Genomic DNA, 23,746 nt, shown 5'->3' with positions numbered 1-23,746 from the left:
CTTGATCGGTGCAATGCGTCTGCGTCGAACTAGATTGACCTGATTGGCAATCGCTCGCTTAGCGGTGAAAAACCCGTTTCCACACAGGCTGGACCGAAAGTGTGAGTTCATTAACTGAGAAAACGGTCATTTGGCTGCAAGACCGGACCACTGACTGCAGTCGACCACATTGCTAACGTAGCGGCCGGGCCGCCCCAATGTCGGCAAAGGCCTAACTAACCATCAAGACCGATGACGCGACCGCCTCAGCAACCGTCGAAAGGCGTTTAACGAACGATAGAAAACACCGCTCCGATAGCCGAACCTCAGATACAAAAAACGGTTGCCGGACCGGCTGAACCTGCATCTAAGTCGCCGGACATGGCCGACCAATCCCTCGTACCCAAAAATCCCCGCGGATACGTGCGGCAGCGTCACACCGGGGAGCCTGTTCACCGGAGATACCCCTCAGACAGTACCCGCCTCGCGCTCCTGCCCAACTCCCACATAACAGTCAAATATCTTCACCAGATGGTGGATCGCCTGCTCGAGATCGTCCGTCGGCATGTCAGCACGGTGTGTCAGTTGTAGCAACTCCCTGGACGTAAGCGCATGCACGAGCTTTACGGCCAGTCTGTCGTACTGCGCGGCTCTTTCTTTGTCGTCTGCGTCCGGCTCCTCGCTTCGCAGCATCTCCGTGACCGCAGCGGCGCCGCACACCAACCGCATCGCAATGCTCAGGTTCTGCAAATGTTCAAGCCGCGCCGATCTCCGATACCCTTCGAGAAGCATACGTTCTCTCGCGACTTCGAGCCGTGAACTGGCGAGACCTGCCTCGCGCTGAAGATTATCGAGTGCGTCCATGGATCCGGCCGGCATCCTGAGTGTGGCGGAAGCGAATGCCATGTTTGCCGAAATCGCAGCGGAGATCGTTGCATTGAGTGCATGACTTTCCTTCGTCGGCAGGAGAAGGAAGCTTGCTGCCACGCCGACACAGGCACCGACAAATTCATTGGCCAGACGCGCGACAATCAGGCCGTGTGCGGGATGGATAAAGTCCGACAGCAGCATGAACATCGGCGTGATGAAGACCACAAATAGTCCGTAGTTGACGAGTCTCAAGGAGACGGTCACCGCGGCAAGCAGCAAGATAGCCAATGAAGTGCTAACCGGACTGGACAGTGTCGTCAAGAGAACTGCCGCAATCGTTCCGCCGATGAAACTGCCGCACGCACGCTCCAGCACCCGCAGCCATGTATTCGCAGAAAGCGGCTGCGTGACGACAATTGCTGCTATTGCGCCCCAGTACGCAAACGTCACACTGAGCGATGTGCCGATCACGAACGCTAGCACCGTGGCAACAGCAACTCTCAGCGCGTGCGTCCAGACCAGCCTGTCGATTGCGAATGGAGCCCTAGGCGCAGGCGCGGCCGTCGTGGATTCGATTGGAACCCGAGGTTGATGGCCCGCGACATGAGTGATGGCCGTGGCCGCATAAGCAAGCGCCCGTGCGGTCTGGTCTTTGCGTTCAGCGGTCTGCTGCAATAAAACGTGTGCCTGTGCGATCAGTTGAGGTGGAATGGGTTGTTCCCGCTGCGCTTGCGCAACCACGCTCTGCAGCAACTGTCGCAAGCCAACGAGTTGTTGCCGCGATTTATCGTCGATGACACATGCCTCGTTGCGTCGAACATGGCCGATTGCAATCAGCGCGGAAAAAATCCGTCCTGCGGCATCGACGCCAGGACCGAGATCGGGGGCGGTACGGACGTCGTGCGCCGCCAGAGCCCTGGCGCGCTCGATGGCCATACGGACGCCGCGGCGATGGACGGTATCGAACTCGATCCAGCCCTGCGCGTCTTGTCCCGGTCGCGAATCCAGCGACTCCAGCAAGCCAGCCATGTCGGCGAGTCTGTCGAAAATCGTTGCAAGTGCAAAGCCCGCAGACTGCGGATGCGAGATCGGCCACAGGAAGATGCAGAACAGCATCGTCCACATCGACCCGAGCAGAAAATAGCCGCCGTGAACAAGTGCAACAGCAAGCGGTGCGGGCGACGCAATCCCGATCACCACCGCAAGCGACGCAATCAATCCCGCCTGCGCTGGCATGGGTCCGAGCGAGGGTTTGTAGGAGCGCGTCAGTCCACAGAGCAACACGAGAACAAACAGCGTAACGAGGCTGACTGCGTAGCCCCAAAGCGCAGCATAGGACGCGAGGGGCATGACGACCACGCCCATGGCCGTAAAGATGGCCATCGCCTTCAGGCGCTGCGACTTCGACCCTTGCGGATCGCACAGACAGTTCCAGAAAGCCGCCACGGCGCCGAATGCGATGTCAGCGCGACCGAGCATCGCCGCAGCACAGAGCATCGGCGCCATGGCAAGCGCGGCGTGTATGCCTTCCGCAATTCCGATCCGTTCGGGCGTGATCGCGAAGACATGTCCCTCCGCCCGAACCGTGCGGCGGCTGACCATGGATACGAACCTGGCGATGATCGTCATAGTATTTTCTTTGTTCTGGAAATGTTGATCGCTGAAGGGCAGGATCCGCGGAAATCCGGTTCACCGCGTGATGCTGCCCGAGCGTCAGTATTGCGCGTTTTCAGAACTTCATCGACCAATATTATCCTGGCCTTAAAGCGTGCCTCTGGTCGTGCATTGAGATGCTCGACGATACGCTCACAACAGACGCCCGACCATACGGGCGTCGCGCGAAGAGCGCCTATACGGTGGGGGCAGGGAAGTGGACGGTCGGCAACAGCGGTGGTCACGCGGCCTCAACGGCACCCTCGGTCGCTCAGAGAGCCGCACTTCGATGTGCCTTCTGCGTACGCGTTGAACCCATAGCGTCAACGCTGTCTGCCGACGGCAATCTGACAGATCTACTCGCGCCACGCACCAAAATGCGCGAACTCATTCACGGACAGCCGCACTCGGGGGGCCACCTCACGCTCGTTCAACGGAGTCGGCAGTGACTGAGGATCGCCGTGATGGGCGACAGAAATCATCGTCAACACCTCGTATCGCGCCGGGATCGCAAATGCATCGCGAAATGCGGCCGCGTCGATACCGCTCATTGCGTGCGCGGCGAGCCCGCGCGCGTGCGCTTCGAGAAGCAGCGCCATCGCGGCTGCGCCGGCGTCATAACCGGCTGTCGCGTTGAGGGTACCTTTGGCTGTCTGCGTGTCGGTCAACACGGCAAACAACACTTGCGCATTGGTGTTCCATGACTGATTGAACGGAATCAGCGTCGCAAATGCGCGATTGAATGCGTCGAGGTCGACAGCCTTTTCGAACACGACGAAACGCCATGGCTGCGCGTTATAGGCGGACGGCGCCCAGCGCGCCGCTTCAAGCAGTGACAGCACCTGTGAATGCGCGACAGCCTGGTCCGAATAGGCGCGCGGACTCCAGCGTCCTGCGAGCAGCGGGTGAATGTCGATGTCGGTCGGTGTATTGCGGAGAGTCATCAATGGATCTCGGATAAGCACGGCCGCGCTCGCCCTGCGTGGGCGAAGCGCGACCGTCTGCGGAAAAGATGTCAGGTGGAAAGAGCGCGCGAAGGCACCATGACGGTTACGTCGATCTCGACCAGCATGTCGGGGTCGACGAGACCTGCAACGAGCACGAACGTACTGGCCGGAAAACGCCCCGCAGAAAAATGCTTGCTGCGTTCCGCGTGAATGGCCGGCAACCACTCGCGCGATGTCGAGTATGTGACGATCTTCACGATATCGTCGAGCGACGCGCCGAGTTCGCGCACCGCTATGCCGATGTTGTTCCAGATCTGCGCCATTTGCGCGGCAATATCGTGCCGGCCGACCAGTTCACCCTGTGCGTCCCACGCGACCTGGCCGGTCAGGAACACGGGCGACCCGTCCTTCACGATGCCATGCGTGTAGTAGCTTTGCGTTTTGAGTCCCGGCGGATTGACGTAACGTGTGCTCATGCGTGGGCTCCGCGCAGTGTCAGTGCATTGGTGCGCAGACCGTTCTCGGCAAGCGCATCGACGACCGAGGTGCCGATGGTACGCAGATCGTCGATGAAATCCGGCACGATGACCGTAATGCCATCGAGATCCGCACCCTTGACGATGGTCGCAAGCTTCTGCCCGATCGTCGCGGGCGATCCGACGATCGCGGCCGGCGTCAGCGATTTCGCCGCATTGCCCTGCGCGATAAAGCGCTTGGCCATGGTGTTCTGTGCAAGGCTTTTGTCGCCGGAATATTCGCGCGTCTGATTGTCGAGCGCCTCGGTGTCCACGCCGGAATTGAAATAGTCGACACGTTCCTGCGCCATCGCGTCCGTGTCGCCCGGCACGATGGTGAAGAGGCCATACGTCTTGAAGTCGTGCTTGCCGACTTCGGCGGCCAGTTCCTTCGCGCGCCGGCCGGTTTTGATGAAGTCGTCCTTGTCGCTACCGAGCAGGAAGCTCGCGGTGCAATTGCGGATCGTGAAGCGAAAGCCGGTGTCGGAGCCGCCTGCGCAGATGATCGGCGGCATGGTCGAGGGCTTCGGGTTCGACATGCAGTCTTCGAGCGTGAAGTACTCGCCCTTGTGATTCACGCGGTCTTCGGTCCACAGGCGTTTGAGCACCGTCAACCATTCCTCGGCAAAGGCATAGCGGCCCGCGTGATCGAGGTCGCGCCACAATCCCATTTGCCCCTGATCGTACGGATTGGAACCGGCAACGATGTTCAGCCCGAAGCGACCCTTCGACACCTGATCGATCACCGCCGCCATCTTCGCGACAATGGCCGGGTGGAACACCATCGTGTGCACGGTGCCCCACACCTGGATGCGCGATGTCGCCTCGGCGAGCGCGGACATCGTCGACAGCGATTCGAGCGTGATGTCCCAGTGCTGGCTCGGGCCGCCGTAGCCGCGCCACTTCGCCATGCTCAGCGCGAAGTCGAGTCCGAGTTCCTCGGCGAGCTGCGCGACCGCCTTGTTGTATTCGTAGGTGGCGGGCAATTGCGGGCTGGTGGTCGACGTGATCCAGCCGCCGTTGCCAACCGGAAGAAATACGCCGAGTTCGACGCTATTACGTTCTGTGCTCATGGTCATTCCTGAAGTCAAAGATGATGCATTCAATTCAAGCGGCGTCGAGCGCGGCGGGCACTGCGAGCGCCTTGCGGGATTCTTCGTGGAGCGTCTCCAGCAACTGCTCTTCGAACAGGCCGAACTCGCGCGACCCGGACATCGCGAGCGTGCGCGGTCGCGGCAGGTCGATACGCAGATCGAGTTTCACGCTGGTCGGCCGCGCGCCGAGCACGACGACCCGATCCGACAGAAAGATCGCCTCGTGAATGTCGTGAGTGATCATCACGGCGGTCCATGCATGCTGCGACCACACCTCCTGCAGCCAGTTCTGCATCTCGATACGCGTGAGCGAGTCGAGCGCGCCGAACGGTTCGTCCAGCAGCAGGATGTCGCGGCCCAGTACGACAGTGCGCAGGAACGCCGCGCGCTGGCGCATGCCGCCGGACAATTCGAACGGCAGATTGTTTTCGAAACCGGCGAGACCGAAGGCGGGGAACAGTTCACGTGCCTTCTTCTGCGCGTCCTTGCGTTTCACGCCGGCCAGTTCGAGCCCGAGCGTGGTGTTCTCGAGAATCGTGCGCCACGGGAACAGCAGATCCTTTTGCGGCATATACGCAAACGGTGTGCAGTCGCCGGTGCGGTCGCGGCCGTCGACCAGCACATGACCGCTGCTCGGCGGTTCGAGCCCGGCCATGATGTTGAACACGGTGCTCTTGCCGCAGCCCGACGGTCCGATCACCGACACGAACTCGCCGGGACGGGCCTTGAACGAGACGTCGCTTACCACATCGCGCACGGCGTTCTTGCCGAGCGCGAACGATTTGCGCACGCCGAGCAATTCGATTTTGTTGACACTCATGATGGGCTCCCGGGTCCGGTTGTCATTTGCCGCGACGGCGTGCCTTGATATGCCAGGGCACGACCGCGTACTCGACCGCATAGGTCAGGCAGAACAGCGCGACGCTGAGGATCGCGGTGACGATCACCGCTGCGAGCACGAGATCCGTGCGGAACGCGTTTTTCTGCATGCCCATATAGATGCCGAGGCCGAACTCGGCACCCACGTATTCGGCGAATATCGCGCCCGTGACTGCATAGGTGATGCTGATGCGCAGCGCGGTGAAGAAGGCCGGCAGCGCCGACGGCAGCCGCACGTAACAGAACAGTTTCCAGCGGTTGCCGCCCATGCTCTTGACGAGATTGGCCGATTCTCGGTCGGCCGAATCGAAGCCTTCGACGAGTCCGACCGTGACCGGAAAGAACGTCACCAGCGCGATCACCAGCACCTTGGGAAACAGGCCGAAGCCGAACCAGATGATGACGAGCGGCGCGATGGCGATCACCGGAATGGTTTGCGACGCGACCAGCAGCGGCATCAGGCCGCGCCGCAACCATTCGGAGAAGTCGATCGCGACAGCGAGCCCCCAGCCGATCACGAGCGATACCGAGAAGCCGATCAACGTGACATAGAGCGTCGGCAGCGTGTTGTCCCACAGGTCGCCGCGCGCGAGCCAGCCCTGTTCGATCACACGCGACGGCGCCGGCAGAATCTCGGGCGCGACCCCGGTGACGCGGACCGCCCCTTCCCAGATCAGCAGCAGCACCAGCACGACGACGACCGGCGGCGTGATGCGCACCAGCAGATCGCGCAGCGCGGGTTCGCCGCGTGCCTTGCCGGCGGTGACGCCGGCTGCCGTGGCCGGGCGGCTCACAGCGTGATGACCCGGCTCGGCGCCGGGCTGGGACAGTTGAGGCGGTGTGGATGATGCAAGCTCGCGCATGGGGATACCTCTCGCACGTTAAGACTGAACGACACGGCTAGTTTTTGACCAGATAGTCGTTCGTGAAGTAATTTGCCCAGTTCGGTTCGCTGGCGAGCGGCTTGCCGTCCGGACCGGCCAGCAGACCTTTCTTGAACAGGAAGCCCGACAGCCCCGACCATTGCGCGAGCGTCTGCGTGCCGACCTTGCCTTGCGCGTCGCGATAATCGGGGCTCAGCAGCTTCTGGCTTTCGACCACGAAGTCTTTGTCCTGGAACGCCGACGGGTTTTCCTTGATCAGGCTTTGCGCCGCTTCTTCCGGGTGGGCGGCGGCGAATTCATAACCCTTCTGCAACGCGGCGACGAACTTATGTGCGACGGCATCGTGTGTCTTCAGCCAGGCCGGATTCGACACGACGATCACCGCATACGCGTCGGGAAAACCGTAGTCGGTGTACTTGAAGTACTTGACGGGCTTGCCGGCGCGCTTCGCTTCGAGTCCTTCCCACGCCATGTACGGCAGCGCGAAATCCACCGTGCCCTGCTTGAGCGCGTCGATATACGACGAGCGCAGCGTGATCAGCTTGAAGTCGCCTTTGCCGCCGGCGTTCTTGATGACCTGCGAGACGATCGCGCGCTCACCCGGCGTGCCGACGCCGCCGAACTTCGCGCCGTCGAGCTGTTTCGGGCTGGTGATGTCCGTGCGGCTCGCCAGTACGCCGATCGACGATGCCCAGTGCTGGTCGACGGCGAACACCGACTTCACCTTCGCGCCTGCCGCGATCGAGAACGTCACCGCGTCCTGGAACGTCGTGCCGAAATCGGCGACACCCGCGCTCACCAGCGCGTCGGGCGAGGTCTGGTTGTACGGCAGCACCTTCACGTCGATGCCGGCGTCCTTGAAATAGCCTTTATCGATTGCGACGAACAGGCCGGTGTGGTCCGTATTCGGCGTCCAGTCGAGTGCGAAGCGAACGGTGGTGAGCGGCTCGGCGGCGGACGCGTGCAGCATCCCCGCTGCAAGCAGTGCGACGGCCGCGGCCGACTTGATCAGGCTGGAAAACATAGCGTGGGTTTTCACGTCAAAGACCTCGAGGTATCGAAGAAGAAATTGCAGGGAACGCGGCGGCCGTCCATCTTCGCGATGCGCGGCCGCCTCAGGATCAGGCGGCGGGCGTCGAAAAGCCGAAGCGTCGTTGCCAGTACAGCAGACCGTGAGCAGGCGTCGGACTCGACGCCGCTTCGATGTTCGCGAACACCAGCTGATGATCGCCGGCCTCCACGATGCGGTTGACCGTGCAGCCGAACCACGCGGCGGCGTCGCTCACGACCGGCCCCCAGCCCTGGTCGAGCGTCGTGATATCGCGCAGGCGGTCTTCGGCCTTCGCGGCGCAGGCGGCGGCGACATGCGCCTGCTCGTGTGCCAGCACACTCAACGCAACCCGGCTGTCCTCGCAGAGACGCGCGAGAAAGCTGGAGGTGTGCGCGAGAGCGAACATCAGGACCGGCGGTGTGAACGAGATCGACGTGAACGCGGTGACGGTGGTCGCGTGCGAGCGGCCGGCGGCGTCGCGCAGCGTGATGACGGCGACCGGCGCCGCGACGTTGGCCCATGCATCGGCCAGCGCGGGGCGCAGGTCGGCTGCATCGGCGAAGGTTCCGGTTGGCGGCTCGCGCAACACATTGACGAGCGCTTCAGTGAGAGTTTCCATCATGGCTTCCTTGATTCAATGCGTGTCATGCGATGCGGCACTGTCGCTGCGGGTGCAGGTCGCGTCGTGACGTTTCCAGTTTTCCCGGTGCTGCGAAGGCGAAATGCCGAAGTGGCTTTTGAATACGCGGCTGAAGTAAGCCGAATCGTTGAAACCCCAGCGAAAGCAGACGTCGGAAATGCTTTCGCGGAAGTACACGGGATTCATCAACTCTTCGTACGCGTTTTCCAGCCGACGTCGCCGCACATACAGGTTGAAGGCCTCGCCGCCTTCGCTGAGGATCTTCTGCAGATAGCGCGGCGAGATCGACAGAACCGGCGCGACGTTAGCGGGTGAAATGCCCGCGTCGCGCAACTGCTGGTCGATCGCTTCGTGTGCGCGGCCAAGCAGTACCGCGCGGCTTGCGGAGATATCGCTCTGGTCGGGGACCGCCGCGAGTGCCGCGATGAAGAACTCAGATATCGAGATCTCGATGGCGCGCTGCTCGGCCTCGCTCATCGAGCCGAACGCTTGCGCAAATGTATCGAGCAGCGCGGCGAGCATGCGCGCGGCACCGGTATTCGCGCGCACCAGTTGCACCGGCTTCAGTGCAGACGCCGCCAGCGAGCGTGGCACGCGGCCAGAGCGCGGCAGGTGCACGATCTGGATCGTCATGTGCTCCGGCGCGTCGAAGCTCACACGGCGGCCGAGCGGTCCGAAGACCATGTCGCCGGGACCCAGCAGGATCGACTCGTGCGCGCTACGCACCCGCACCGATCCTTCGATCAGCAGTGCGAGCCAGTATTCGTTCGGGCGGCGCCGGTCGTCGGTCGTGATGGTCTGCGCGCGGGCTTGCAGATTGACTATCTCGAAGCCGCCCGGCGCGCGCCAGCGGCGCACGCTGGCAACCACGTCGCCGCCTTCGTCGCTCGGCGCGATGTCCCAGTTCAGATCTTCGACGAAGCGCTGCCAGGCGCCGGTGCGAGCAGAGGCGGGCAGTTGCGATGCGTCGAAGTAGGAGATGTCGAGCACGATGGGTCCTTGCGCGAGAGTCGTGAGCGAGCGGCTACGCTGCCGACGCAGCGAGGAAGCCGGTGACAAGCGTGTTGAACTGTTGCGGCACGACGCGCGAGCAACTATGTCCACCGGTTTCGAGCACTTCGAGACGGCTGCCGGCAATCGCATCGGCGAGCCGTCGGGATTGATACGGCGGCGTGAGAATGTCATCCGCCGCGCAGACGACCAGCGTCGGCGTTGCGACGTCGGCGAGACGTTCGAGCCAGTCGAACGCAAGAATCGCGTCGATGCGCCCGGTGACGACCGCATAAGGCTGTGTGAGCACGGCGGCATTACGTGCCTCGACTTCCAGCGCCCGCGCGTTTTCCTGCACGTACCACGCGGGATACATGAAGAGGATGTTGCCGTGGCAGTACGCGTCGGTGCCCGCGCCGTCGAGCACCGCGCGGCGCAGCTTGAAGCACCAGGTGAAATGCTCATCGGTTGCGGGCCACGACGCGTACAGCACCATCGCCTGCACGCGCTCGGGCGTGGTGCTCGCGAGCACCTGACAGATCGCGCCACCCGTCGAATGCCCGACGAACCGCGCGGACCGATGGCCGAGGTGATCCATCAGCGCAATCACGTCGTCGGCCAGCAACTCGACCGAGTAGGCCATCTCAGGACGCTCCGACCGGTCGGTGCCGCGCTGATCGTGCAGTACCACGGTGTAGTCGCGCGCCAGCTCGACGAGGTTGGGTTCCCAGAATCGAGCGCTGCCGCCGAGACCGGAGATCAGATAAAGCAGCGGACCGGATCCGTGGACTTCGTAGTACAGCTCAATTCCATTGATTCGTGCGGTGGGCATACGATGACGGTGGTTAAGTTGAATACGGTCCGGGCTGAGTTCGCCCGGATGGGTACGACGAAGTACGGCTAATTCGCCAGCCGTTTATCCGATATGCGCAACCGCGGCGATCTCGACGAGAAACTCCGGTTTCACCATTTCCAGCTTTACGCAGAAGCGCGCCGGACGGGGTGCCTTGAAGTACTCCATATAGACCTTGTTCATTTCCGCGTAGTACGTCATGTCGCGAATGAAGATGTGATTCATCGCGACGTCTTCGAGCTTTGCGCCCGCCGCTTCAAGCACGCCCTTGATGTTCTCGATCACCTGGCGCGTTTGCGCGGTGATGTCGCCGTGTCCGACGATCTCGTTGGTGACCGGATCGGTCGACAGCATGCCGGCGACATAAACGGTTTGGCCGGCTTTGACACCCCATGAGAGATGCGTGGCAGCGGTGGTCCAGCCTTCGGGATGAATGTGTTCGTTCATGGTTGAGGTCGTCTGAAGCGTTAAAGAAAACGTGAAGAGAAGCGTCAAAAAATTACGGCCGGGAAAAGAACATACGACGCTCGAATCCACTTGCCGGTTTGGACAATTCGTATTGCCCGTCACCGTTGATACGTGCCATCGCAATCGACATGACTAGATTGCCATGCACAAATTACCTGGGTTTGGACTCACGGCGCCAATCTGTTGGAGCCTTGTGTCGTGTTGCGATTTCTTCTTGAGTCCGGATCTTTTGGCTGCTTAAAGTGAACACACTCACTACCGAACCAGAGGATTGAACATGTCGTACACGTATCTCGGCAACACAGGACTGCAGGTGTCGGACATCTGTCTCGGCGCGATGATGTTTGGCGGACAGACCGATGTGCAGACCTCGCATCGCATCGTCGCGAAGGCGTTCGATCACGGTGTCAACTTCATCGACACGGCGGACATGTATCACGCGGGTGAATCGGAGCGCACGGTCGGCTCGGCGATCGCGGGCCAGCGCGACGCGTGGGTCGTCGCGACCAAGGTCGGCAATCCGATGGGGGCGCGGCCCAACGAGCAGGGCATGTCGCGCAAATGGATCATGCAGGCGGTAGAAGGCAGTCTCGCGCGCCTGAACACCGACTACATCGATCTGCTCTACGTGCATCGCGCCGACTTCAGCGCGCCGCTCGGCGAGATGGTCCGCGCATTTGCCGATCTGATCCGGCAGGGCAAAGTGCGTTACTTCGGCGTGTCGAACTTCAAGGCGTGGCGTCTCGGTGAAACCGTGCGTCTCGCCGACGAAGCCGGGATCGACCGGCCGGCGGCGACGCAGCCGCTGTACAACATCGTCAATCGCGAGGCGGAACTCGAACATCTGCCGGCGGCTGCCGCGTATGGCGTCGGCGTGGTCACGTACAGTCCGCTCGCGCGCGGCATCCTGACCGGAAAATATGCGCGTGGTGAAGCGCCCGCTGCCGATACGCGCGCAGGCCGTGCCGATCCGCGCATGTTGCAGGCCGAGTGGCGCGACGAATCGCTGCTCGTCGCGCAGCAACTCGCCGACCATGCACGCCGTACCGGCACGACGGCGAGCGCGCTCGCGTTGCAATGGGTGCAGGCCAACCGCCGCGTGAGTTCCGTGATTTGCGGTCCGCGCACGGAGGCGCAATGGGACGACTACATGAAGCCCGCGCCGCGCGCCTTCACTGCCGAAGACGAAGCATTCATCGATCAACTGGTGCTGCCGGGCAAGTCTTCTTCGTTGCATCATCTCGATCCCCATCATCCTGTCGAAGGACGTTGCGCGTTTTAATGCGCGCCTCGATTCGCGATGCAATGGCCGGATCAGGTGATCCGGCCAGCTGCTGGCGACGCTGCGATGAACCCAGATTAGGGATGCAAATTTGTCGCGACAAGCGCCGAAAGTGATAGTTATCGTTGCCGGAATCGCAACACGTCAGTGCGCCCGCTGCGTTCGTGCGGTGGCGTACAAAAGAGGCTATGCGCTCCGCAAGCGCTTGCCACAAAAGGTTTTTGGCGCACTGGACGGCGCTTTTATGTCCACCCAACATGTCGTCATGGATCCGGCTTGGAGGGGCTTTGTCCAAACTCCGCGCTGTTTCCAAGAGGTGTAACTGGCATCGTGAAACTACTTTCCTTGCGGTATTTCCATGAAGTCGCGCGGTTGGGCTCGATCCGCCGCGCGGCGGATCTGTTGCACGTCGCGCCGTCGGCGGTCAGCCGGCAGATCGCCCAACTCGAGAGCGATCTCGACGCCGTGCTGTTTTTCCGCTCAAAGGCGGGCGTCGCGCTGACGAACGCGGGCGAGACCTACTGGCGGCAGACGCGGCGCGTCATGCTCGATCTCGCGAGCGCGCGGCAATCGCTCGACGATATGCGCGGACTGCGGCGCGGCGAAGTGCGCATTCACGTGATCGAAGGTCTCGTATCGGACTGGCTGCCGAGGCTCGTGCGCGAATTTCACAAGCTGTACCCGGGTATCCGCTTGCGCATCCGTTCATCGTCGACCGATCAGATCATGGCGGCGCTGCTCGAACACGAAGCGGACATCGGGCTCACGTTCAATGCGCCGACACGGGACGAAATTCAGACGATCGACGAATACATCGAGCCGGTGACCTGTCTCGTGGCGCCCGATCATCCGTTTGCGAACGCGACCCAACTGAAGATCAGTCAGTTGCTCAACGAACCGATGGCGCTCGCGGAATCGAGTTTCGGCTTGCGGCAGCTGATCGAACGCGCGTTTCAACGCTATCGCTCGGATTTCGAACCGGCCATTACGACCAATTCGCTCGAACTCACGAAGGCAATGGCGATGACCGGCACGATGATCGCGTTCATGCCGACCCTGACAGTGCAGCGGGAATTGAAAGAGGGCGTATTGCGGCCGATTCCGGTGGAATCGAAGGAACTCGCGGAATCGCGCACGGGCTTGTGCATACATCGCGATCGCGCGTTGTCGTTTGCAGCGCGGGAGATGCTGAAGATCATGCGCGCGGAGTTTCGCGCGCTCAACCAGGCGCAGAGCGCGCCCAGACGACGTCGCGCGTGACGCGCGACGTGCTGCACTGGGAAAGCTGGATGTCAACCATCGCCTTGGCGACAGCCTGCAACGGGCCGCGCGGCGGAAGCGCTCGGGCGCATCGCCGCACGAAAATGTCGATCAGGTCACCGCGCCAACGTGTCTGCGGCGCCCGCGCAGTACGATCGTGACCAGCAACGCGCCAACCACGAGACCACCGGCCACGACCAGCAGGGCGATATCCGTGCGACCGGTCAGCTCTTTCAGATAGCCGATCATGTACGGCGCCACGAAGCCCGCCAGGTTGCCGATCGAATTGATCATCGCGATGCCCGCGGCAGCGATCACACCGGCCAGGAAGGCGGTCGGCAGGCTCCAGAACAGCGCCGGGATCGACAGCACGCCCATATTCGCGAGACACAGCGCGACGATGCCGAGCACGGGTTCGTTCTGCCATGCTACGCACAGTGCAAAGCCAATTGCCGCCATCGAAAATGCGGCGACCAGATGCCACTTCCGTTCGTTGCGGCGGTCGGCGCTATAGCCGAATGCGAGCATGCAGACGATCGCGCACAACCCGGGTATCGCATTGAGCACGCCGATGGTGAACGGATCGGTGGTGCCCATCCTCTGGATCAAGGTCGGCATCCAGAAGCTGATGGCATAGAGTCCCATGTTGTAAGTGAAATAGATGACGACCAGTGCCCACACCCGCGCATTGGTGAGCAGCGCGGTGAATCCATGCGCGATCTTGTGGCTGTCTTCCTTCATCATCAGACTGCTCAGATGATCCTTTTCGTTGGCATCGAGCCAGTCCACCCGGCGAATATCCTCGCTCATGCGGAAGAAAATATAGATCCCAAGCAGTATTGTCGGCACACCTTCGCACAGGATCAGCCATTGCCAGCCGCGCAGGCCTCCCACGCCCGACATGAACTTGAGTATCGACCCCGACAGCACGCCGCCGATCACACCTGACGACGCGAGCGCGATATAGAAGACGCCCCATGCCCGTCCGCGGCGCGCCGCCGGATACCATTGCGACATGTAATAGATCGCGCCGGGAATGAAGCCCGCTTCCGCCAGCCCGAGCAGAAACCGCATGATGTAGAACTGCATCGGCGTGCGGATGAAGATCGTCGCGCACGAAATCAGACCCCAGGTGATCATGATTCGCGAGATCCAGCGGCGTGCGCCGACTTTGTGCAGGATCACGTTGCTCGGCACTTCAAGCAGAAAGTAACCGAGAAAGAAGATGCCGGCGCCAAAGCCATAGACGGCATCGCTGAATTGCAAGTCGCCCGCCATCTGAAGCTTCGCAAAGCCGACATTGACGCGGTCCAGATACGAGAAGAAAAAGCCCAGCATCAGCACCGGCAGGATCCGCACCGAAATCTTGCGGAAGAGAAGGTTCTCGTCAATCTTTATCATGGCTGTCTCCCTTTTGTTTTGTGTCGTCTGTGCCTCGTACAGCTCAGGTCACGCGATAAAAACGCTGCGCGGTGGTGGCGAAAAGTTTTCGCAGGTCGCTTTCGGTTGCGTCGGGCAATGCACCGAGCACGTCGGCGACGATCTCGGTGAAACTCGCCGACAGATTGCCGACCGGCAGATTGCTTGCGAACATCGAGCGCTCATAACCGAACAGGTCGACCGCCTCGCGAATCACGCGGCGGTTGCTCGCGCTGTCCCACGAACCGTTCGGCAAGCCCAGTTCCGATACCTTCAGATACACATTCGGGCAGGCGGCGAGTGCTTCCATGCCGCGGCGCCAGATCGCGACGCCTTCGTCCGAACGATCGAGCGGCAGTCCGAGGTGGTTAGCCACGATCGGCGTACCGGGGAATGCGCGCGCCACTTCGGCGGCTTCTTCGAGGTGCCAGTAGGGCACCCGCAAATCCCACGAAAACCCGAACCGTTCGAGGAGCGCGAGACCTCGCAGCCACGCATCGTCCTGCATCGTGCCGGGCTGGCCGCGCACGGACGCGCCCGGGCCAGCCGAGATTTCCGGTTTCGAGCGCACGCCGCGCGCAAGCGGACTTTTCGCGTGACCTTCGAGTACCGCCTCGCAATCGGGTTGCACGAAGAACACGTGCCCGACGATTGCGCTCGGCAAGCCGGTTGCGGCATTCAGTTGCGTGAGGAATTCGGTTTCCTGAACCTGCTCGTCGCGCGAGCGTTCGGCTTCGACGTGCACAGTGCCGATCACGTCGAAGCCAGCCGTGGCTGCGCGATACTGCGCGGGCAGGAAGTTCTGGCACATGCGGCGGTAATCGCCGAGAAAGAAGTGCTCGTCGTAGTCGTCGGTGAGCCAGGGGAAGTGCCCGTTCGACAGATCCCAGAAATGATGATGCGCGTCGAAAATCGGCAGATCGAAGCCGAGTTCGTTGTAAGTCGATGGGGTCATGCTTGCTCCTCTCATGGCGTTGCCGGCAGACCGGCCGGTCGATACACACGCACCGCCGTTTCGTTGAAAAATGCACGCTGTCCGGTCGGCGTCCACTGTGCGACGGGTTGCCGGAATCCGTCGATCAGGCCTACCAGCGCGCGCCGAATGTTTGCCGCAATTCGCCGATCTGCGACTCGTCGAGCGGTTCGATCGCGATCCGCTGGTGGCGCAGCATCAGATAGAGCTTTGCGGTTTCCTCGAGTTCTTCGAGTGCAGCCGACGCTTCGCGCAGACTGCGATGCCACATCACCGGTCCGAGCCGTTCGAGCAGAACGCCGCGCACGCTGGCCGCGAGTTCGCGCACCTGATCGGCCACGGCGGGGTCGCCAGGACGCCGGTACGCAATCAGCGGCACATGGCCCACTTTCATCACGAAGTAAGGCGTGATCGGCGGCAATACGTCGTCGGGCTGCCAGACGCCCGCGAGTGTCAGCGCGACGAGGTGAGTCGAATGCGTATGCACGACAGCGCGCATCTCCGGCTGATGATCGTAGACCGCGCGATGCAGCGCCAGCGTCTTCGACGGCTTGTCGCCCGACACCCAGTCGCCCGCGAGGCTCACTTTCGCAATGCGGGAGGGATCGAGTTCGCCCAGACAGGCATCGGTTGGCGTGATCAGCCAGCCGTCGTCGAGACGCGTGCTGATATTGCCCGCCGTGCCCACCGTATAGCCTCGGTCGAAGAGGCTCTTGCCGGTGCGCGCGATCTCTTCGCGAAGCGTGCTTTCGGTGCTCATCGTGGGTTTCCGTCAGTGTTGAAGCGTCAGCGCGCGCGTGAAGAAGTCCTCGCCGCCAAAATTGCCGGACTTCAGCGCGAGCGCCACGTTGCCGTACTGGCTTTCGCCGACGGTCCAGGGCACGCCCGGATCGATCGGCGCACCGATACGCAACCGCGAAACGGCGAGCGCCTGCACCACGGCGCCCGAGGTTTCGCCGCCCGCGACGACGAAGCGGCGCACGCCGCTCGCCGCGAGTCGTCGCGCGATGTCGGCGAGTGCGGATTCGACCAGCTGGCTGGCGCGTTCGACACCGAGTTGCTGCTGCACCTGATGCAGCACGTCAGGCGTGGCGGTCGCATAAAGCAGCACGGTTTCGTCGTGTTGCGCGAAGAATTCGAGCGCCTGATCCACCACGGCTTCACCAGCGGCGAGCGCGAGCGGATCGATCCGCATGGCAGGGCGCTTCGCGCACCAGTGCGCGACCTGCGCATTGCTCGCGCGCGAACTGCTGCCCGCGAGAACGACGTCCCGGCCGCCGACGTCGGGAAGCTGCGACGCTTCGCTGCCGTCGTCGAGCAGGCCCGCTGCTCGGAAGTTTTCCGGCAGACCAAGCGCAAGACCAGAGCCGCCCGTCAGCAACGGTGCATCGGCGAACGCCCGGCCGAGTGTGCGCAGATCGTCGTTGGAGATCGCATCGGCAATCGCGATGCGCACGCCATCGGTGCGTAAAGCCTGAATTGCCGCGCGCGCTGCATCGGTCCCTTTGGCGAGGGCGTCATAGCGCAGGAGACCTGATTTCACGGTGCTCTGGCTCGCGAGTACGCGCACCAGATTCGGATCGGTCATCGGCGTGAGCGGATGCTTTTCCATGCCGGATTCATTGAGCAACGCATCGGCCACGAACAGATAGCCGCGATACACGGTGCGGCCGTTTTCCGGGAACGCCGGGCAGGCGATCGTGAAATCCGTGCCGAGCGCTTTCATCAGCGCTTCCGTGACGGGGCCGATGTTGCCGTCGGCGGTCGAATCGAAGGTCGAGCAGTACTTGAAGAAGAACTGTCGGCAGCCTTGCGCCTTGAGCCATTCGAGGGCCGCGAGCGATTGCGCAATGGCGTCGGCGGCCGGGATCGTGCGCGACTTGAGCGCGACGACCAGCGCGTCTGCTTCGACGGCATCGGCGGATGCGGGCACGCCGTTCGTCTGCACCGTGCGCATGCCGCCGCGCACCAGCATGCTGGCGAGATCGGTGGCGCCGGTGAAATCGTCGGCGATACAGCCGAGCAGGGCAGTGGAGCGGTTCATCTGATGCTCCTTACAGCGCCGGATTCTGTTGCCACGCGTCGTAGAGCGCCGATCCGTCGAGCTCGAGCGCATCGAGCGGCACGAGGCTGCCTTGGGCGACGTCCGCCTTCAGCTTCTTGTTGGCGGCCAGATAAAACGGCGCTGCATTACCTGCCTTGACCTGGTCGATCAGCAACGCAACCGTCCCGTCGATCACATGATGATGTCCGCCCATGCTGAGCGTCTCGCCGGCCTTGAAATCGCGGGTGACGCGCGCGACCATGCGCGCGTGCGGCAACTGCGTGCTGCTGCCGGTCGGCTGCCGCGTCAGCACGGCCGAAAAAAGGCTGGTCGGCGTTTCGAGACCCATCAGGTGATACGGCAGATAGATGCACGCGTACTTGCCGCTCTTGCTGACGATATGGCCTTTCTGCTTGAGCAGTTGCCACGTTTCGTCGTCCTTGCAGCGAACGATCACGAACACGCCGCCGCCAAAGCTCACGTCGTCGGGGCGGCGCAGACAGTTGAATACGTCGACGACGCCCGTGCGCTCCAGAATGCCGCCGTCTTCTTTCGGCACGAAGATGTCGGCGAGTTCGGAAATGCGCGCAAGCGGATAGTTAAGCGCATCGGCTGCGGGCAGCAGGCCCGTGGAATTGGCGACGACATTGAGTTCGCAATAGTCGGGTGTCGCGCTTTGCGGCAGCATCGAGAACGCGTCCCGACGCGCGGCCAGCGTGGCGGCCACATCGTCGCCGAGCGCCCAGCACGACGCGAGCGACGCGGCGTGACGCTGATCCAGATAATCGACGGTCTGTGCCTGCGTGTCGTAAATGAAGTCGTATTCGCTCGATTTGCCCGCCGCGACCACGTCGAAACCGAGTACCCGCGCCCACGTGACGAGGCCGATCAGGTTGCTCGGCTGGTCGCCGTCCGGCGTCGTGTAGACCACGTTGTGGTCGAGGGCGAGACGGTTCAGATAGGGGCCGACCACCGAGTCGGTTTCCTTCGTGGCCATCGCGACATGCACGCCGCGTCTGAGCGCCGCCTGCGCGATGCGCACGCTGACCTCCGGCTGGCCGGTCGCCTCGACGACGATGTCGAGTTCCACTTCATCGAGCAGCTGGTAGTCGCCGACCAGTGCGATGCGTTTGGCGTCGCGCGCGGCGCGCACGTCATCGGCGTGGTGGCAGACCATCGCGGCATCGGCGGCGAAACCGAGCGACGCCAGCGTCGCCAGCGTGCCTTCGATGTCGAGATCGCAGAGCGCGGCAATTTCGAGCGACGGCAACGCGCGGCACTGCACGAGCAGCGACCGGCCGAATCCGCCTTTCGGGCCGACGAGGGCCATGCGGATTGTCCTGGTGGCGAGTTCGGCAAAGAGGTGTTGGTAGTTCATCGTAAGACCTTGTCCTGTATGTAAAGCAGTGAACGGGCAGCATGCAGAGGCGACGTCAGCCGACCACCGCGTTGAGCAGCATGATCATGGCGAGCGCGACGAGCGACTGGAACGAGACCAGCAACGTCCACGTCTTGAGCGTGTCGCTGACGCTCAGGCGGAAATATTCCTTGAACAGCCAGAAGCCCGAATCGTTCAGATGCGACAGCATCAGGCCGCCGGAACTGACCGCCAGCACCAGCAATTCGAGATTCACGCCAGGCGTCGCGGCGGCAATCGGCGCGACGATGCCGGCGGCTGTCGCGGTTGCGACGGTCGCCGAGCCGATCGCGATGCGGATCACGGCGGCGACGCACCAGCCGAGCACCAGTGGCGACAGCGACCACTGGGTTGCCGCGTGGGCGATGGCGTCGCTCAGATGCGTCGCTATCAGCATTTCCTTGAGGCCGCCGCCTGCACCGAGAATCAGGATCACGCCGGCTCCGGGCGCGACGCTCTTGCCGAGCAGTGTCTGGATCTGGCCAAGGTTGAGCCCGCTGCGAATACCCAGCGACCAGATCGCGAACAGCACCGCGATCAGTAACGACACGATGGGGTCGCCAACCGTCTCCAGCAGTTCGCGCGGGAAGCCGCCGGCGGGCAGATAGTCGCGACCGAACGTGCGGATCATCATCAGCACCGGCGGAAGCAGCACCGTGATCAGCACGAGGCCGAACGGGGGCACCGGGCGCGCGGCATGGGCGGCATCGGCCGGAGCCGGTTTGAACATGGCTTCGCCGGGCGTAACGGGGAGAAAGCGCAGCGCGAAGGCCGTGAAGAGCGGGCCGGACAGGATGGCCATCGGCACCGCGATGACCAGGCCATAGAAAATCGTGCGGCCGGCGTCGGCGTGCAGCGCGGCGAGCGCGAGCGTCGGTGAAGGATGAGGCGGCAACAGGCCGTGTGAGACATAGAGACCCGCCGCCATCGGAATACCCACCGCGAGCAGCGGGCTTTGGGTGCGGTTCGCGATCGCATAGACGAGCGGCACCAGCATCACGAAGCTGACATCGAACAGATGAGGCAGCCCGATCAGCAGCGACGCCGCACAGATCGCAGCCGGAATCCACCGCTTCGAGCCTAGTCCGATGAACGTATCGGCGATGCGGTTGGCACCGCCGGATTCGAGCAGCAGACCTCCGAGCATCGTGCCGAGCCCGACCACCAGTCCGACCGAACTCAGGATCGAGCCAAAACCTTTTTCAAAGCTTTTGATGACCGCCGTGGGTGCGAGTCCCGCCGAGGCGCCGAGAAACGCCGATGTCAGGATCAGTGCGAGAAAGGGGGGAAGCTTCACGCGGGTGATCAGTACGACCAGCAACACCAGCGCAAAGGCGGGTGCAATGAGAGGATGAAGCAGCGACTGCATGGAAAGCTCGATAGGGCGAAAAGCCCACGGTAACGATGACAGTGCCAAGAGTAACGCAATTTTGGTATACCAAATAAGGTGGTAATTACCCTGGAGATTGCGTGCCGTTATCATGCTGTGTGAATCGGCAAATTTCTTTAAATGTGCCTAAAATATCCTGATATGCTCAATATAATATGCAAGTGGTAGTGATTTTATGAAAATTCCGATGGTCTGAGTCGAGCATAGTGCACTGGTCAACCTAATCCTTCGCCGAATTGGTATTCCAAAAAATGTCTCCGCCGTGGGCGTACCGTTTTTCGCTTGCGAGGAAATGTCGAAGGGATGCGCTGCTAAAATGACGGCTTGAACCACTCGTGCTCACGGGCCGCTTACGATGTGCTCACGAGACACTGCATCAGGTAGAAACATGACGCCGGACCAGGAAGACGACCACGACCTCCCCAACGCAATCGATCCGGTCGACGAGCTGCTGTCGCAGCAGATTGCCCAGCGTTTGCGCACGCTTATCGCAACCGACGAACTCAAGCCGGGCGAGCGTCTACGGGAGCGCACGCTCGCAGACAGGTTGCAGGTGTCGCGCACGCCGCTGCGTGAAGCGCTGAAAGAGTTGGCCGGCGACGGCCTTGTCGTGGTGCTGCCCAAGCGCGGCGCGGTGGTCGCGGATCTCGGCGCGCAGCAGATCAGCGAAAAGCTGGACGTACTCGGCATGATCGAATCGTTCGGCGGCGAGCAGGCCTGCCGTCTTGCGACGGACGGCGAACTGGCCGAAATCCGCGCGTTGCATTATGAGATGCATGCCGCTTACGAGCGGCGCGACCGGATCAGCTACTTCAATCTGAATCAGGCGATTCACAAGAGCATCATTGCGGCGGCGAAGAACGAGACGTTGCATCAGATGCACGAGCGTCTTAACCGGCAGTTGTACCGCTACCGGTTTCAAGGCAGCGTCACGTCGGAAACGTGGCACACGGCCATCGACGAACACGAAGTGATAATCAGACTGCTATCTGCACGGCGCGGAAAGGAATTGGGCGAGTTCCTGCAACGCCACGTCCACAGCACATGGGAGCAGTTGACCCCGGGTGAGGGCGGCGAACGGGCACCCAAGGCCGACAGGCTGACTGAGGCTTGAAGAGTGCGGGTTCAGCACGACTCGTGGCCAGCAGCCGACTGAAGCATTTCCAAAGGAAACATCTCCGCCCGAAAAGGGCATGCCTCGCTTCGCCGAGGCGTGACTCAATGCAAGTGAGCAGCCGGCCTCCACGTCTGAAGCTTCGCGTACAACTCAGCGGCTGACATTTCGTGTTCTTTTGTACGAACACGCACAGTGCCGGGCTAGGCTTTTCTGCATCTTCAAAAGCTGTGCGGCGGACCCGTCAGGAGGAACGCATGGAAGACGTGGATGTGCTGGTCATCGGTGCAGGACCCGTCGGGCTGCTGCTCGGCGCCGAATTGCAGCGCGCGGGTGTCGTCGTAAGCGTGATCGACAAGATGCCCTCCAGAGGATTTTTCTGCAAAGCACTGGGCATTACGCCACGAACGCTCGAGATTTTCGACGATCTCGGTATCGTGGATCGCGCGATCGAGGCAGGAGTATGGCTGACCGGCGTCGAGACGTGGGTCGATGGCACGATGGTGCCGGGGCGCAGCATGCGTTTGCCGGAGCACGGCCTGCCTTACGGATCCCTCTCGCTCCCGCAGTACGAGACGGAGCGCTTACTCGAGTCCGCATTCGCCGAACACGGCGGTCAGGTGAACTACGGTTTGGTGCTGGACCGGTTCGAGGTCGATACGGATTGCGTCAAGGTGTATCTGGCCGACGCACAAGGCGAAGAACACGTGGTGCGCTGCAAGTGGCTGGTGGGCTGCGATGGGGCTCACAGCAAGGTGCGCTCCGCACTCGGTTTGTCGTTCGAAGGCGAGCAGTACCCGCAGACCTTCGCGCTCGCCGACATGGACGTGGACTGGACACTACCGCGCGGGCCCATGTACCGGTTCGAAAGGACCGGTTCCGAGCACGCGAAGACGAGTGCGGTCGCAGTGCCCATTCGCGGCTCGACGCGACGCTACCGGCTCTCGATGATCGTGCCCGAAGACCGGGCGTCATCGCTCGCGGCCATTGGCGCACCCGACTTCGACACGATGTGCGGTCTGCTGTTGCCGTCACTGCCAGACGGCGTGCAACTGTCTTCAATGCGATGGTCGTCGGTCTACCGGGTGAGCCACCGCATCGCATCGGCTTATGGGCGCGGTCGGGTATTGATTGCTGGGGATGCCGCACACATTCATCCTCCCGTAGGCGGTCAGGGCATGAACACGGGCCTCCAGGATGTGCACAATCTTTCATGGAAGCTCGCCCATGTGGCGAAGGGTCTCGCCGGCGCTGACTTGCTCGATAGCTATTCGGCGGAACGACATCCGGTCGGCGTCGATGTCGTCAAATCGACGAGCGCGGCACTCAATGCCGTGCTCGCGCAGCAGGCCGGCAATCCGGCAATGCGCGAAACACAACTGCTCATCACATATCGCGGAAGCCCGATCGTTACCGATGATTGGTTCGACGCAGACCCTGCGTCACCCGCATCGGGCGACCGGCTTCCGGATGCTGGTGGCTTGTCGCAACGTTTCGTCGGACATGCAAGGCGGCTGCATGAGTTTGTCGGCCGTGGCCGGTATACGCTTGTTGGCTACGTCGACGCGATGGGGCAGCAATTTGACGCCTTCCGTGAACTCTGTCGAGCGTTCGCTGCGTGGTCAGGCGACGTTGGGGCGGCGGTTCTCGTTACGGCACAGGGCTGCGACATGCCGCACTCAGAACTGATGACGAAACTGACGGATGCAGCGGGTGAATTCGCGACCGCATACCATCCGGCCAATGGCGCTGTATGGATCGTGAGGCCAGATGGTCATATCGGATGGCGCAGCGGCCGTTGCTCGATTGATGACATGGGAAACTGGCTAAGACGCCTGGGCTATAAATCGATCGGATAGGGGACGGCGGCGAACGGGCGGTCCGGAGAGACTCGACGGGCGATCTGGGCCGGTCGCTGTCGGACTCAGATCGGCCGAGGCTGTGTAAAAACGCGTTGATCGTCTAGACTGAATCAACCCTTTGTTGCGAGAGGCGAAGATGGGGCGATTTGTCGAAGGTGCGGA

At 62.1% G+C, this 23,746-nt stretch carries 21 protein-coding genes; 4 read left to right on the top strand and 17 right to left on the bottom strand.

Annotated elements, in window-relative coordinates:
- Positions 1-447: 447 nt before the first annotated feature.
- The 11 genes from ABH945_RS35945 to ABH945_RS35895 form a co-directional block, all read right to left on the bottom strand.
- Entirely contained in the window at positions 448-2,478 is a 2,031-nt protein-coding gene (locus tag ABH945_RS35945; protein WP_429253862.1) for an FUSC family protein, read from the bottom strand.
- Positions 2,479-2,858: 380 nt separating this feature from the next.
- The gene (locus ABH945_RS35940) at positions 2,859-3,446 is read right to left on the bottom strand and encodes a nitroreductase family protein (protein WP_429253861.1); all 588 of its coding nucleotides are present in this window, start codon (positions 3,444-3,446) and stop codon (positions 2,859-2,861) included.
- Positions 3,447-3,517: 71 nt separating this feature from the next.
- Positions 3,518-3,925, bottom strand: coding sequence for a RidA family protein (locus ABH945_RS35935; RefSeq protein ID WP_074771275.1), 408 nt, complete (start codon positions 3,923-3,925; stop codon positions 3,518-3,520).
- Positions 3,922-5,037: an LLM class flavin-dependent oxidoreductase gene (locus tag ABH945_RS35930; RefSeq protein ID WP_074771276.1), complete on the bottom strand. Its 1,116-nt coding sequence runs from the start codon at positions 5,035-5,037 to the stop codon at positions 3,922-3,924. Before ABH945_RS35930 ends, ABH945_RS35935 begins: the two co-directional genes overlap by 4 nt.
- Before the next feature lie 34 nt (positions 5,038-5,071).
- Positions 5,072-5,878 (bottom strand): ABC transporter ATP-binding protein, encoded by an 807-nt coding sequence (locus ABH945_RS35925; protein WP_429253860.1) that lies wholly within the window; start codon positions 5,876-5,878, stop codon positions 5,072-5,074.
- A 22-nt stretch (positions 5,879-5,900) separates the two neighbouring features.
- Positions 5,901-6,800: an ABC transporter permease gene (locus ABH945_RS35920; protein WP_429253859.1), complete on the bottom strand. Its 900-nt coding sequence runs from the start codon at positions 6,798-6,800 to the stop codon at positions 5,901-5,903.
- Positions 6,801-6,837: 37 nt separating this feature from the next.
- A complete protein-coding gene (locus ABH945_RS35915; protein WP_216350631.1) occupies positions 6,838-7,860 on the bottom strand; it encodes an ABC transporter substrate-binding protein in 1,023 nt (340 codons plus the stop codon).
- An 82-nt stretch (positions 7,861-7,942) separates the two neighbouring features.
- Positions 7,943-8,491 (bottom strand): flavin reductase family protein, encoded by a 549-nt coding sequence (locus tag ABH945_RS35910; protein WP_429253858.1) that lies wholly within the window; start codon positions 8,489-8,491, stop codon positions 7,943-7,945.
- Positions 8,492-8,506: 15 nt separating this feature from the next.
- The gene (locus tag ABH945_RS35905; protein WP_074771279.1) at positions 8,507-9,502 is read right to left on the bottom strand and encodes a helix-turn-helix domain-containing protein; all 996 of its coding nucleotides are present in this window, start codon (positions 9,500-9,502) and stop codon (positions 8,507-8,509) included.
- Between the two features lie 34 nt (positions 9,503-9,536).
- Positions 9,537-10,334 carry an alpha/beta fold hydrolase gene (locus ABH945_RS35900; RefSeq protein WP_429253857.1) on the bottom strand — a complete coding sequence of 266 codons (798 nt, stop codon included), beginning with the start codon at positions 10,332-10,334 and terminating at the stop codon, positions 9,537-9,539.
- 84 nt (positions 10,335-10,418) lie between these two features.
- Positions 10,419-10,802 carry a Rid family hydrolase gene (locus ABH945_RS35895; protein WP_074771281.1) on the bottom strand — a complete coding sequence of 128 codons (384 nt, stop codon included), beginning with the start codon at positions 10,800-10,802 and terminating at the stop codon, positions 10,419-10,421.
- Between the two features lie 298 nt (positions 10,803-11,100).
- Between ABH945_RS35895 and ABH945_RS35890 the strand changes: the two genes are divergently transcribed.
- Both ABH945_RS35890 and ABH945_RS35885 read left to right on the top strand, forming a co-directional pair.
- Positions 11,101-12,105, top strand: coding sequence for an aldo/keto reductase (locus ABH945_RS35890; protein WP_074771282.1), 1,005 nt, complete (start codon positions 11,101-11,103; stop codon positions 12,103-12,105).
- A gap of 330 nt (positions 12,106-12,435) precedes the next feature.
- A complete protein-coding gene (locus ABH945_RS35885) occupies positions 12,436-13,365 on the top strand; it encodes a LysR family transcriptional regulator (protein WP_074771283.1) in 930 nt (309 codons plus the stop codon).
- A 111-nt stretch (positions 13,366-13,476) separates the two neighbouring features.
- Here ABH945_RS35885 and ABH945_RS35880 read toward each other — a convergent pair whose 3' ends face one another.
- The 6 genes from ABH945_RS35880 to ABH945_RS35855 all read right to left on the bottom strand — a co-directional run bounded on the left by ABH945_RS35880 (position 13,477) and on the right by ABH945_RS35855 (position 20,587).
- Entirely contained in the window at positions 13,477-14,766 is a 1,290-nt protein-coding gene (locus ABH945_RS35880) for an MFS transporter (protein WP_429253856.1), read from the bottom strand.
- Positions 14,767-14,809: 43 nt separating this feature from the next.
- Positions 14,810-15,739 (bottom strand): amidohydrolase family protein, encoded by a 930-nt coding sequence (locus ABH945_RS35875; protein ID WP_429253855.1) that lies wholly within the window; start codon positions 15,737-15,739, stop codon positions 14,810-14,812.
- A gap of 130 nt (positions 15,740-15,869) precedes the next feature.
- Positions 15,870-16,517 carry an aldolase gene (locus tag ABH945_RS35870; protein WP_429253854.1) on the bottom strand — a complete coding sequence of 216 codons (648 nt, stop codon included), beginning with the start codon at positions 16,515-16,517 and terminating at the stop codon, positions 15,870-15,872.
- 12 nt (positions 16,518-16,529) lie between these two features.
- Positions 16,530-17,801 carry a 3-oxo-tetronate kinase gene (otnK, locus tag ABH945_RS35865; protein WP_429253853.1) on the bottom strand — a complete coding sequence of 424 codons (1,272 nt, stop codon included), beginning with the start codon at positions 17,799-17,801 and terminating at the stop codon, positions 16,530-16,532.
- Between the two features lie 10 nt (positions 17,802-17,811).
- A complete protein-coding gene (locus tag ABH945_RS35860) occupies positions 17,812-19,179 on the bottom strand; it encodes an NAD(P)H-dependent oxidoreductase (RefSeq protein WP_429253852.1) in 1,368 nt (455 codons plus the stop codon).
- A 55-nt stretch (positions 19,180-19,234) separates the two neighbouring features.
- Positions 19,235-20,587, bottom strand: coding sequence for a gluconate:H+ symporter (locus ABH945_RS35855; RefSeq protein WP_429253851.1), 1,353 nt, complete (start codon positions 20,585-20,587; stop codon positions 19,235-19,237).
- 409 nt (positions 20,588-20,996) lie between these two features.
- On the opposite strand from ABH945_RS35855, the gene ABH945_RS35850 reads away from it, so the two are divergent.
- The gene (locus tag ABH945_RS35850) at positions 20,997-21,722 is read left to right on the top strand and encodes a GntR family transcriptional regulator (RefSeq protein WP_429253850.1); all 726 of its coding nucleotides are present in this window, start codon (positions 20,997-20,999) and stop codon (positions 21,720-21,722) included.
- A 257-nt stretch (positions 21,723-21,979) separates the two neighbouring features.
- Positions 21,980-23,581 carry an FAD-dependent monooxygenase gene (locus tag ABH945_RS35845; RefSeq protein ID WP_429253849.1) on the top strand — a complete coding sequence of 534 codons (1,602 nt, stop codon included), beginning with the start codon at positions 21,980-21,982 and terminating at the stop codon, positions 23,579-23,581.
- Positions 23,582-23,746: the final 165 nt, after the last annotated feature.

The organism is Paraburkholderia sp. GAS333 (assembly GCF_050435665.1).
GTDB lineage: Bacteria > Pseudomonadota > Gammaproteobacteria > Burkholderiales > Burkholderiaceae > Paraburkholderia > Paraburkholderia fungorum_A.
The sequence above is the reverse complement of the archived record's forward strand: the minus strand, read 5'-3'. Positions and strand labels throughout refer to the sequence as shown.